The organism is Weissella sp. ESL1156, assembly GCF_058505625.1.
Window position 1 is genome coordinate 734081 of sequence record NZ_CP196372.1, and the last position, 12889, is coordinate 746969.

The window sequence follows — 12889 nt, forward strand, 5'->3', positions numbered from 1 at the left end:
CTCAAGCCCCGCTTATTAGGTAATTTACGCTCTTTTTCAACAAGAAGGATTGATATTCGTTTATGATAACGCTTACAATGTGATTGTAACATGTTTTCATAATTTGTTTCATCATTTAATAATAATTTCACACAATGATTAATTGTAACATAACTTTTCACCATTGATAGGCAATTTTTAAAAATGAGCGTACAATTAATCGTATATTCATTTAAAGGAGATTTTTTTAATGACAGATAAACTTTCGTCAATCCAAACTTGGTTAGAAGAGCAACAATTAGATGTTGCTTACTTCTCAGATTTTCATTCAATTGCTTACTTAACAGGATTTAATTCTGATCCAATTGAACGCGTGCTTGCGTTAGTTGTCTTTCCACAAGGCGAACCCTTTATTTTTGCCCCTGCTTTGGAAGTGGAAGCCGTTAAGAATACTGGTTGGACACATCCCGTTTATGGTTATCAAGATCAGGAAAATCCATGGGCATTAATTGGTCAACATATCCATGCACATACAAAACACACTGAAAAGTGGGCTGTCGAACAAGAACAATTAACTTTACAACGTGCCTCATTGATTCAAACTGCGATGCCAGAAGTCAAGTTTATTGGTAACTTATCACCATTAATGACAAATCTTCATCTTATTAAAACACCTGATGAAATAGTGAAATTACATAAGGCAGGTGAGGATGCAGACCGTGCTTTTGAATTTGCTTTTAATGCACTACAGACGGGTGTTTCTGAGTTACAAGTGATGGCCAAATTAGAATACGATTTAAAATCTTCGGGTGTCGTTGGTATGTCATTCGATACACTTGTACAATTTGGCGCACATGCGGCTGAGCCCCACGGTGACACAAGTGCCAACACACTAAAGTCTGGTGATTTAGCCTTATTTGATCTTGGTACGATTTACGAAGGTTATGTTTCTGATGCCACACGTACGGTTGCTTTCCAATCAGTATCCGACCACCAAAGAGATATCTACAATATTGTCTTAGAAGCTGAATTAGCTGCTCAAGATGCTGCAAAACCAGGCATGACTGCAGGAGAATTAGATAGTGTTGCACGTGATATTATTACCAAAGCCGGTTATGGTGAATACTTCGTTCATCGTCTTGGCCATGGTATGGGATCATCTGTTCATGAATCAATTCAAATTGCGCAAGGTAATGACTTGATTTTACAACCTGGTATGTCGTTCTCTATCGAACCTGGTATTTATATTCCTGGCGATTTAGGTATTCGTATCGAAGATTCAGTCATTATGACAGAATCTGGTGTTGATCCATATACTCATTCTTCTAAAGAATTACGTATCATTGACTAAGTCATAGTAACTAAAAAACGTTAGTGCTGACAAACTAATTTTGTCGGCACTAACGTTTTTTCTATTTGTCATACTACTCTTCAGAGAGGCCTTTTTTATCAGTCTCTGATAAGCCCTCTGTCGGTTCCAAAACTTCTGGTGTAATAACTGGTGTTTCTAGGTCTTCAAATGTTTCAGCTGCAACTGCATCATCAGTTGCTGAGAGAATAATGTCCTCTGTTGTGCCTTCATCATCACCCTTGACTTGATCTTTTAGATCTTGTGCTTTTGCTTTTGCCTGATCAGTTAGATCTTGTGCCTGGCTACGCAAATCTTCAGCCTTTGCTTGGGCTGAAGCTAATAATTCATCTGCCTTTGCTCGTAAGTCAGCTGATTTCTCTTCTGCTGATTCTTTAAAGTCAGCAACTTTTGTATCAAAAGCATATGTCTTGTCAGACACAAAATCATCTGCCTTATCACGGACAGAAGCAACAGCATCGGTCGCAGCGTAACTATAGTCGACAACTTTATCACGAACATCTGCGACTGTTTCATCAAACTTTGCTTTTAAATCCGCTTGTTGTTCTACAGTAAGCATCTTGTAATAACCATATCCTGCTGCAGCAACAAAACTACCAAATGCAACACCTGCAAAAAATCCCTTTGTTTTTGACATGAAAATATCCTCCTATTTCACAATCTCATCACTATTTCGTTGGCTGTGTCTTTTTTGCGTGCCGCCGATTTTTTCTAGCAGCATTTGCAGAAAATAGTGCTGATGCGACTTTTGTTTTTTTAGAGTTAGACGAACCTTTAACTTTATCAGTTAAGTTATGCGTTGCATCATTTAATTCTGATACTGATGTCCCCAAATCAGCAATTGCTTGGAATGCTGGGTCAATTGTTGCAATTTTACCATTAACATCATCTAACAACGTGTCAACATTGGCAAGAATATCATTTGCCTCACGTGCGATAATATCAACATCTTTTGTAACAACACCTAATGTTTGCGTTAATCTTACTAAAAACAACCCAATAAATAGAACTAATAATAATGCAGCAATTGCTAATATTATTAGAGCAATTTGTCCACCTGACATATATTCCCTCCTAATCACTTACTAAGTCTTATTTTAACGTTTTATAAGCTTGCTGGCAATTGTAATGATTTTCAAGATAATTGTATATGACTATATATCATATGTAATCTAAGCTGACTATTTATCCAGTGCTAGTTCATTAACTAGTTGTTCAAATTCATTCAATCGACTTTCAAAGACCTTAAAAGTTTCTCGCAAATAATCTGGCTTTGTCATGTCAACACCTGCTTTTTTCATAACGTCAATTGGAAAGGCTGATGCACCTGCCTTAAGATAATCCTTATAGGCGTTAACAGCTGGTGCACCTTCGTGCAAAATTTTATCTGCTAATGCAGTTGCTGCTGCAAAACCAGTACTATATTGGAACACATAGAAATTATAATAGAAATGAGGAATACGTTCCCACTCATGAGCAATTTCTTCATCTGGTGTTAACGCTGCACCATAATAACGTTGATTAAGCTGGCCATAAGCCTCATTTAATATATCCGCAGTTAATGGGGTTCCTGCAGCATCAGTTTCATGCATCCATTGCTCAAATTCCGCAAATTGCGTTTGGCGGAATAGCGTACCTTTAACACCATCTAAATACTGATTTAAAACATAAGCCTTCATTTTTTTATCACTAACCGTACGTAATAAATAATCGGTTAACAAATTTTCATTCGTTGTTGAAGCAATTTCAGCTAAGAAAATTGGATAATCACCATATTGATAAGGTTGATTAGATCGTGTCAAATATGAATGAACTGAATGACCCATCTCATGTACTAAGGTACTTAAATTGTTCAAGTTATCCACCCAATTTAATAATATAAACGGATTAGTATCATAAGAACCACCAGAATATGCACCTGAACGTTTGCCTTTATTCTCAATAACATCAATCCAACGATTATCAAATGCTTTTTGGACAATATCCAAATAATCCTGTCCTAACGGCGCCAATGCTTTTAATGCCTCAGCTTGTGCACTTGGATAATCAATATCATAATCTGGTTCGCCCAAAATGGGTGTATATAAATCATAAGAATGTAACTCGGTTAGACCTAATAATCGCTTACGCAGTGCCATATAACGTTGTAACAAAGGCAACGCTTTATTCACTTCTGCCACTAAAGTATCGTAGACCACTTCTGGCACATTATTAGCAGCCAATGCCGCTTGTCGCGCCGAATCATAATGGTGTACTTGTGCCATATAATTATGACCCTTAACGTGACTACCAATTAATGATGCAAACGTATTATCTAATGCCATATATGAAGCGTAGAATGTTTTGAAAGCATTTTCTCGAACTGTCGGATTAACTGATTCTAATAATCTAGAATAAACACCATCTGAAAGTGTTTCTAACTCACCTTCATCATTTTCAACTGCTCCAAATTGTATATCAGCATTATCTAACATGCCAAAAGCACGTTCTGAAGCACCAAATATATCACCAGCCGCTGCTAGTAATTTTTCTTCCGATTCAGGTAAAACATGTCCCTTTTGTGTCAAGATATCTTCAAAATAATGCTTATAGTTAGACAATCTTGGCTCAGCTTTAAAATAACTTGCTAGCTCAGTGTCAGTTAGTGATAATACAGCAGGATCAAAAAATGAAATGGCAGCTGAAACCTTCGCTGCTAGAGTTTCAGCTTTGTTACTCATCCCTTGATAAAAGCCATTCGCTGTATCTTGATCAGACTTCATTGATGCATAAACATATAGTTTTTCCAAATCACGCATTAATCCTAATCCGTACTGTAATGCGGTATACAAATCAGTACCTGATTTTGTTGCATTTTTAGCAAAAAAATCCGCATTTTCTAGACGTTCTGCTAGTTCGTTAAAGGCATCTTGCCAATCACTATCAGTTGCATAAATTGTGCTAAGATTCCATGTCATCGATTCAGGTAACTCATCTCGTAAAGGTAATTCTTTTGCCATTATTTTCCCTCATTTCAGTCTAATATATTGTTAATTCTACCATAGTTTTTTATGTCTTTAACGCTTGTTCATTATCTTATTTCGTGAGTTAATATGATTAGGTGATATCTTTGATAATGCCAGCAATTTATCTTGATAATTTTTAAACCATTTTACCGGACGAACTAACGTCACAAAATCGCCAGACTGCCAAATAATTTTAGCATCTGACCAATCATTGATCACTCGTTGAAGCCATAAATGTTGGAGCGTTGACAATCTTAAACAACCAAACTGCTGCCAATCTTTGGTATGTAGTAAGCCCAATAAAGTATTTAGCGATTGTGGTCCTGTTTCTAATAATATAATGAATTGTACCAACACATACCATTGGGGTATTTTAAGACCACCAGGTAATGGTTGCACTGGATGACAAATCCAAGGTATACCAACGACACAACGATTCATTTGATATAGTTGATTTTGAAGTGGTCGAATTGACGATCTTGCTTGCAAAACAAGTTGTTGTATTTTTAATAATTGTTGCATTCGATTATCACCAACAGAAATTTGTGATAAATAGCCTTTGCCATCGAGCTGCCACCATGATTTTCGATAAAGGCTATCTTTTTGATTCCAAAAAGCAATCTGTAACTTATTTTGATAAATGAAGGCAAACTTAGCCATCGTACTAGATTGCAATCGTTTTTCTTGATAGGTTTGACCAAGTACCCAAACGACTTGTAAATGTAACTGACGATATCCATTTGTCCGTTGACGCACCCGTTTTATTGTAATTGGTGCACATTGAAATTCAATCACTGTCCACTTGTGACCTTTTCTGACCATAAGATCTGGTCGTTGCTTAATCTCTTGTAACCAAGGTTCTAATTTAACTTCATCATAGCGCTCATGAAAGTATTGAAATAGTGCTAGTTTCCCTTGTAAATGTGTCACCGTTTCTCCTTCAGCACTAACTTGACAATTTTTAAGGTGCACATGCGCGAAATGTGTTAATTTTGTCTTCCCCCTTTTAAGTTGGACAATTTCAGTACAACCTGGACAGTAATACCTTTCCGACACTTTAGCATCTGATGCTTTAACTAGTTCATTTGTCCCATATTTCTTTGCAATAAACATTGTTACCCTCCAAATATAAGGACGCATTTCATCATTATTGTTTCAATAAAATACTAAAATATGAAGAGGCCGTGAATCTACCAAACTCAAAATGGTTAGATTCACGGCCTCTATTACTGATAATGGATTGATGTTCTGACAACAATTATTTAAAATACATCAATATTTTATTTAATGCATCATCGTCGAAAATAATTTGACCATGTTCAATTAAAACTTCAGTAGAAATTTGTGAAATATTTGCAAACTCACGCCCAATAGCTGCTAAGTCTTGCATATTATATTCATCTTGCAAAAGATGTCCATCAATTCCTAAAATATAATAAAATTGACCGTGATATTTAATTAACTTCGTATTAAAAGCGAATTCTTGTTTTTGAATTAACAGTGAAAATTGAATAATATTTTCAAAATTATCAAATTGTAAAACAAGCTCTTGATTATCTACACTACCAGCAGATAGTAGCTTATCAACAACTTGACTTACTTTTTTAGAAGTACTAACATCCTTGACTTCCGGTTGCTTTAAGTGTGGTGATTCAGACTGACTTGATTCACTCTTTTTATCATTTGCAAGAAGTTTATCCAATAAGTCATCTGACACTTCATCATTTGCTTCACTTGTATCGCGCTTACCAAGAACTGAATTCAACATGCCTTCCATCATCGTTTTATCATCAATATTTTTAGAAATAAATAATTCTAACCCGTTACGATTTGGCAATACTTGGAAAGTCACAGCCTCATTATCTGCAAAATCACCTGCAACATCAACTTCTTCTAAAATACTATAGAAAAATTCTTCAATTTCTTCTTGGTTGCCCAGCAAATCAACAATTGAAATACTTCGCTCTGCTAAATCATCATTTGTCACCACAACGCGAATCGTATCATCATTTATTCGTTCCATTTCCATAATGGGCACCCCTTTCCTCTCAACTAAAATATGAGAATTTGTTTCAATACTTTATTATAACAAATTCTTGTTTTATTAGTCGAATACATTATATAAAAATAAGCTGAGGCAACAATACCTGCCTCAGCTCGCTACGTCTCAAACATCACATCATGTGATCAATTTGAGGAACACGTATCATGTATGAAAGGTCTAAATTCTTTTAATCAGCCAAATTAAAAAACCTTTCATCTTACTTTTTCATTATTGATGATTTTAATCTGATAAATTTTGTTTACAAATTGACCATAGCTGTCACACGAGCCAACTCTGCTTGACGCATTTCATGAGGTAAGAAACGACGAATTTCATCTTCATTATAACCAACCTGCATACGTTTTTCATCCATAATCAAAGGGCGTTTTAGCAAAGCTGGTTGCTTATGCAACAAATTAATCAAATTACTCAATGACATGTCATCCAACTTAATATTTAACTCTGTGAATAATTTTGACCTTGTTGAAATAATCTCTTCAGTACCATCCTCAGTCATCCGCAGAATATTCTTAATTTCGTTTCGTGTCAATGGCTCTTTAAAAATATTTCGTTCCTGATAGGAAATATGATTCTCTTCAAGCCATGCACGTGCTTTGCGGCATGAGGTACAACTAGGTGATGTATATAACGTTACCATAATGGGCCTCCTCTCGGCACTACATGATACGACTATTCATACTACTGTTCCTTATATTGTCCATTATAACGGTATCACATCTAACATGTAACCCTTTTATGTCATTTTTTTGTAATAATTTTCAAAAAAATGAGTTATCACACCGCACTTTTTGTCATTAAAACAATGTATCCTAACTCTCGCTAGCCATTGCTAATAGTTTTTGCCTTAATTCATTTTCCATCACTTTCATTTGTCGTTCAGCAGAAGCCCGTTTTTCACGTCCCTCTTTTTGAATCGTCATTGTCTCTTCAATTGTTTGGATTAATTGATCCTGTGTATGCTGTAATGTCTCAATATCCACAATACCTCGCTCATTTTCTGCCGCAGCTTCAATTGTATTTTGTTTAAGCATGTCTGCATTTGATGTCAATAGTCGGTTAGTTGTATCTGATACTGCCCGTTGAGCCGTTACAGCCTTTTTCTGTTTTAACAAAGTTAGTGCCACTGTTACTTGATTCTTCCATAGTGGAATGGCTGTATGGATGGACGTCTGTATTTTTTCTGTTAACACTTGATTAGTCGTTTGAATTAATCGAATTTGCGGTGCTTGCTGAAGCGCCATTTGTTGGGTCAGCTTTAAATCATTAACACGCTTTTCTAGGCGTTGTTTAAATTGCACGAGATCTTGTACTTGTTGTGTTAACACCGCATCATTAGCATCCTCTGCTCGACTCTCTAAAGTTGGTAGCTCTCTTTTTTCGATATCTGTTAATTTCATTTCAGCACCTGCAATGTGCACATTTAGCTGCTGAAAAAATGCCATATTTTCTGCATAAAGATTGTCTAACATTTGATTATCAGAAAGCAACTCATTTTGATAGTCTTGTAATTTAGCTGAAACAGTATCGATCTGGGCACCAATTTTTTGATATTTCGCAGTTAATTCATAAATTGATTTTTGCATATTTTTGAAAATTCTTGCAAAAATGCCTTGTTTAACAGGTGCTAATTCGGCTGGTTTTGCCTGCGACAAGTTTGTCATTAATTCTGTTAAAGTATCACCAATTGGACCAATATCCTGCGCTTGTACCTTATTTAAAACGCTCTGTGAAAAATCAGTTAATTCTTTTTGGGTATCTGCACCATACGTCACAATTGAATCCATTCGGTTAACATCTAATTGTTGTGCTAATCTTAAAGCTTCTGATCTTTCTTTAGCAGTTAAATCATTTAATGGTTGCGACTGCTTTTGTTGTAAATTATCTGCTGATTCTAGTTTTTCACTCATGATCATCCCCCAATGTCTGTTTCGCTGTATTCATCCGCATGTTTAAATTGTCCATATCTTCACGTATTATTAATTGATAATCTTCATGAATTTTTACAATTAAATTGCGGATCAACTGGCGTGCCTCCTTTAATTGTTTTTTATCATAATCACTAATAACGGAATGATTTGCAATGCTAACATAACTTACCAATAGTTCTTCTAAATCAGGTAAGTGGCGATAAGCAAATTCGTCAACAGTTGTTAACTGGGTCGGATGATCTGCTAACTCTTGTAAAATACCATTGATAAATGTTGTGACTTTTGTTTCAACACCTATTCGTCGTAATCCAACCGTTTCCTGTAATAAATTTTCAATATGTTTAGTTGATTTTTTTAATCTTTTAAAAGTTGCCTTGAAGAATCGCAAATCCCGTCTTGTTAACTTACTTGTATTAATTTTATATATCGGTTGATAGGTTATTTGTTGCAATTTTGTGTGTGGTATGAACAATAACTGTTGTGACACAACCAGCAAACCAACAAATATGCTCTGTGTTAATAGCCCCAGTGACGGCATACTTATCACAAATAAGACCAACGTAACCGGAAATACCCATCGTATAACTTGCTTTGTTGGCGTAAATATTACCGCAATGCTACCTAGAAAAAGCCACAAACTAGCAGCTATATCATGACTAAGTAGTAACCCTATCAGAAAAAATAACCAAAAGACTAACCACTTAACTTGACGTTGCATCTTTTTTGGCATTTTGTCTAAGTTAATCATTTACATGCCTCCAACATATTGCAATAACACCAGTGCAACTTAGTAACAACCAATTTTAATAAAAGAATCAAATTATAAATACTGCTATCTAATTATCTTCAGATTTAGATTGATGATTTTCAGCAAAGATAACTTCTTCCCTCGCTTCTTTGTGCTGTAAATCTGCTAAATAACGACGCGACCATCTATAAGCAATAAGTACCAGTATCATGATTGCAATCGAAATAGATTGAATCAATATCCCCATCGTGTCATCGTGATATACTAACAAATTTCGTAACATGGCCGTAATACCAATATACATAAAATTTTGCAGAGAAATATGTTTCTGCAAAAAATACTCTTGCGTTAAGACAATAAATTCAAAAAATAAAAAAGTTTCTAAAATCAATCGTGCAATTCGATAAAAATTTTTTGCAAGGTCTGCCTGCCAAACCATCTGTATTAAAATCCACAAATCTTTGACAAAAAAGCCAAACATAATAATTCCCAAAGCAAGCATACCAATACCTAACAAAATATTGTAACCTTTTTCAAGATGCTTTTGTCCCATCTAATTTCCTCCATTTATCTATTAATTTAATAGTACCAAACCCTCATGTTAAGTGATAGTTTTTTAATTTTATTCATTATAATTATTTGAACATTCGTCGTAAATGCAACAAAAGTGCTACAAACGCACGATAAAAGATTTTTAGAGCTTTTCGGTGTCTGTCATGATTTTCCTTTTTTCTTGATATAATTTGTGAACTTTGCAATTATTCCCTACAAATTTGAAAGGAGGTTCGTAATGAAACCCGACTCTTACACGACATAATGCTTACAATTGAGTCTGCTGAGCGGTCAATAATGGTAAGGATTACAATCGATGTCTTAATTCATTCTTCCTCTGTTTTACAAAAATGTTCCCTTGAAGAAACGTATTTTGTGTTAACTTATCTCAATCATAAAGTTCATCTAGTATTCGTTTCTTATCTTTTTTGTTGAGCTGTTTTCTTTGTTCTTCAATTGTTGTTGCTGTTATGAGTAACCTCCTGACTTATTTTATTTTTAGATATAATAATATTGAATAATTATTTTTTGTTTACTAATCTGATTAATAGAGTTGTTATTTCTTATATTTACTTTCATCATTGCCACAATTGGGGATATTATTTGTTTGACCGGGTTATTAATCCAGTATCATCAGTATCTAAATTCAAAACCAAAATTAAAAGTTTCTTTCATTAATCAGAATGTTCATCCAAATAGATGGACTAAAATAGACATTGAAAACTTCATTTCAAACAATATGAGTTCAGTTTCTTTTACAAAATCATGTAAAATAATTGTGGATCAAGTTAATATTGAAAATACATCAGACCAAGCCATTACGATAGCAAACCCCAAAGAATCAGATTTATATTTTTAGGATAATGAATATAAAGCAGCTTTTCCTCATTTTAGTCACATATATATTACGTGCAGACAGGATTCACGTTAAAAGCTTGAGGAGCAATGCAATGGAACTACTTAACGGATTATTAGGTAATGCCACTAAGGTTTCAAATGAAAGTGTCCGTTCAGAAATTGAACCACTACTTATTACTGATGAAGTGGTCGAACATTCATATAAACTTGTACGTGACTTGGTTATTTTTACTGACAAGCGACTTATCATTGTTGATAAACAAGGCATCACTGCTACTAAGGTTGAATACAAATCAGTAATTTATCGCTCAATTTCTAAGTTTTCTATTGAAACTGCTGGACATCTTGATTTAGATGGTGAAATTAAGATTTGGATTTCTGGGCAAGCTGAGCCTTCTGAAAAATTAGAATTCAGAAAAGGCGAAGCTCTAACAGATGTTCAACGTTTACTTGCTGAAAAAGTCTTGTAATTTAGTAAAAATATTAGGAGTATGGGTATGAATAAGTTTGTAAAGTTATCAGCTATTGTTGCTACGTCAGCTCTAGTTACAACTGGATTAGCAGAAAGCGTTGCATTGCCTTTATCATTAGTAAATCACGTTTATGCAGCAGAACAAGGTAACTCTAAAAATAATCCAATAACTTTAGATTCAAGTGTTTATGATGATTTGTCAGGGAAACAGTTTGCTAAAAAATACAAAGACAAATTTGTTCAATTTGATGGCCTATTAACTTCTATTCGTAAGTATGATCACTACAAAAATAAAGTTAATTTAAGTTTAGTAATTGGTGATGACAAAGGGGCAATGTTCACTGATGCCACGACACCGTTGTATATGATTGCAAAAGATTCTGATTTACCTGCAGCAACGCAAGGTTGGATTAAAAAGACAAAATCTGTTAATTCAAATCTACATGATAGTCCAGAAAATGTACATGTAACTGCGAAAGTTAAAGGATATATGACTGTTAAGGATGGGAAAGGCTCATCTGATATGAAGGGAAAAGCTGTTTATCTAAAGCCAGTAAAAATTGGTGATGATGCGGCTATTTACACAAAATAACAAAAAACACGCACACCCCCGTCGCCAAACAGTAGTGTACGTGAACTCATATTAACAAGCGTTTTAGTGCGCTTTTATTTAACGTATCTAGTATAACATGACCTAGACACGTCTTTAAACTATCAAAAAAATTTACATGAGAGGTTAGGCTTAAATTAATATGGCAAGTATTTATAAACGCGGTAAAACTTGGACTGCCAACATTTTCGTATTGAAAGATGGTGAACGCCATAGAAAAACAAAATCTGGTTTCAGGACAAAATCAGAAGCACAAGGCTGGGCAAATGAAATGGAGGTAGCTAAGCAGAAACAAATGATCACATTCTCAAATAATATTACCCTCCCCGAATATTTTGATAAATGGTTTGAAACATTCAAAAAGCCAGTAATATCTAATGCCACAATCCGATGGTATAAATTTACTAGTAAAGTTCTACATAATAACTTTGACAATATCAAGCTTGAAAATATGACCCGTCAACAATTTCAAACATTTCTTAATAAGATGGGTAAAAAATATGCTATTGAAACCGTCAAAAAATTCCGAATGCACACTCATCAAATGGTCGAGGCAGCTATCATAGATAACATTATCTATAAAGATTTTACAAAAAACGTTAATATAGTTGGTCGTGCAGGAAAAGATACCGAATTAAAATTCTTAGAAGCTGATACAATGAAAAAACTCGTGAACCAATTAGTATCCCGCCCTGTTAATGAGCGACCCGTAACAGATATGATGATTCTTACTGGATTGCATACAGGATGTCGCTATGCTGAAATATCTGCTCTACAATGGGATGATTTAGATCCTAAAGAAGGTACGTTATCCATTAACAAAAATTGGGATGATTCACTTAAAAAATTCAAGCCAACAAAAACAAAAAGCTCAAATCGAATTATTGCTATCCCAATAGTTTTGATTGATGATCTATTAAAATGGCAAAAAATTCATTCTGAAAGCTCTTTTATATTTAGTGGTATAAATGGGTTCCCTCCTTCTGATAATGCAGCTAACAAGCAATTAGAGCGTAATTTAAACACAATTGAATCAGATAAGATAATAACGTTCCATGGTTTGAGGCACACTCATGCTAGTTGGCTGTTATCACAAGGTGTTGACATAAAATACGTCTCTGAAAGGCTAGGACATGTTAGCATTGATATTACTTTATCAACTTATACTCATCTCCTAAAAACTGAACGCAAAGATGAGGCAAATAAGTCTATGAATCTATTAAATAATTTGTAAATGCTACAAAAGTGCTACAAATACAAAATAAAAGCCCTAAAAACCTTATAAATAAAGGATTTTCAGAGC

The 12889-nt window shown here is 34.5% G+C and carries 13 protein-coding genes; 4 read left to right on the forward strand and 9 right to left on the reverse strand.

Annotation, left to right across the window (positions count from 1 at the left end):
- The first annotated feature begins 229 nt into the window (after positions 1-229).
- Entirely contained in the window at positions 230-1330 is a 1101-nt protein-coding gene (locus ACSKY2_RS03645) for a M24 family metallopeptidase (protein WP_489841070.1), read from the forward strand.
- Between the two features lie 73 nt (positions 1331-1403).
- Here the strand turns inward: ACSKY2_RS03645 and ACSKY2_RS03650 are convergent, their stop codons facing one another.
- The 9 genes from ACSKY2_RS03650 to ACSKY2_RS03690 all read right to left on the reverse strand — a co-directional run bounded on the left by ACSKY2_RS03650 (position 1404) and on the right by ACSKY2_RS03690 (position 9647).
- Positions 1404-1985 (reverse strand): ATP synthase subunit B family protein, encoded by a 582-nt coding sequence (locus ACSKY2_RS03650; protein ID WP_489878177.1) that lies wholly within the window; start codon positions 1983-1985, stop codon positions 1404-1406.
- 31 nt (positions 1986-2016) lie between these two features.
- Positions 2017-2412 (reverse strand): DUF948 domain-containing protein, encoded by a 396-nt coding sequence (locus ACSKY2_RS03655; protein WP_489841068.1) that lies wholly within the window; start codon positions 2410-2412, stop codon positions 2017-2019.
- A gap of 117 nt (positions 2413-2529) precedes the next feature.
- Complete coding sequence (pepF, locus tag ACSKY2_RS03660) at positions 2530-4347, reverse strand: oligoendopeptidase F (RefSeq protein ID WP_489878178.1); 1818 nt, start codon at positions 4345-4347, stop codon at positions 2530-2532.
- Between the two features lie 57 nt (positions 4348-4404).
- Positions 4405-5466, reverse strand: a complete 1062-nt coding sequence (locus ACSKY2_RS03665) for a competence protein CoiA (RefSeq protein ID WP_489878179.1) — start codon at positions 5464-5466, stop codon at positions 4405-4407.
- 145 nt (positions 5467-5611) lie between these two features.
- On the reverse strand, positions 5612-6382 hold the full coding sequence (locus ACSKY2_RS03670) for an adaptor protein MecA (protein WP_489878180.1): 771 nt from the start codon (positions 6380-6382) through the stop codon (positions 5612-5614).
- Positions 6383-6656: 274 nt separating this feature from the next.
- Positions 6657-7055, reverse strand: a complete 399-nt coding sequence (gene spx / locus ACSKY2_RS03675) for a transcriptional regulator Spx (protein WP_489841064.1) — start codon at positions 7053-7055, stop codon at positions 6657-6659.
- A gap of 172 nt (positions 7056-7227) precedes the next feature.
- Positions 7228-8325: a toxic anion resistance protein gene (locus ACSKY2_RS03680; RefSeq protein WP_489878181.1), complete on the reverse strand. Its 1098-nt coding sequence runs from the start codon at positions 8323-8325 to the stop codon at positions 7228-7230.
- Positions 8318-9094 carry a 5-bromo-4-chloroindolyl phosphate hydrolysis family protein gene (locus ACSKY2_RS03685; RefSeq protein WP_489878182.1) on the reverse strand — a complete coding sequence of 259 codons (777 nt, stop codon included), beginning with the start codon at positions 9092-9094 and terminating at the stop codon, positions 8318-8320. The genes ACSKY2_RS03680 and ACSKY2_RS03685 overlap by 8 nt, the downstream gene beginning before the upstream one ends.
- An 88-nt stretch (positions 9095-9182) precedes the next feature.
- Entirely contained in the window at positions 9183-9647 is a 465-nt protein-coding gene (locus ACSKY2_RS03690; RefSeq protein ID WP_489878183.1) for a phosphate-starvation-inducible PsiE family protein, read from the reverse strand.
- Positions 9648-10596: 949 nt separating this feature from the next.
- On the opposite strand from ACSKY2_RS03690, the gene ACSKY2_RS03695 reads away from it, so the two are divergent.
- The 3 genes from ACSKY2_RS03695 to ACSKY2_RS03705 all read left to right on the forward strand — a co-directional run bounded on the left by ACSKY2_RS03695 (position 10597) and on the right by ACSKY2_RS03705 (position 12820).
- Positions 10597-10974 carry a PH domain-containing protein gene (locus tag ACSKY2_RS03695; protein ID WP_489878184.1) on the forward strand — a complete coding sequence of 126 codons (378 nt, stop codon included), beginning with the start codon at positions 10597-10599 and terminating at the stop codon, positions 10972-10974.
- A gap of 27 nt (positions 10975-11001) precedes the next feature.
- The gene (locus ACSKY2_RS03700; RefSeq protein WP_489878185.1) at positions 11002-11568 is read left to right on the forward strand and encodes a DUF4839 domain-containing protein; all 567 of its coding nucleotides are present in this window, start codon (positions 11002-11004) and stop codon (positions 11566-11568) included.
- Positions 11569-11728: 160 nt separating this feature from the next.
- Positions 11729-12820: a site-specific integrase gene (locus ACSKY2_RS03705; RefSeq protein ID WP_489878186.1), complete on the forward strand. Its 1092-nt coding sequence runs from the start codon at positions 11729-11731 to the stop codon at positions 12818-12820.
- Positions 12821-12889: the final 69 nt, after the last annotated feature.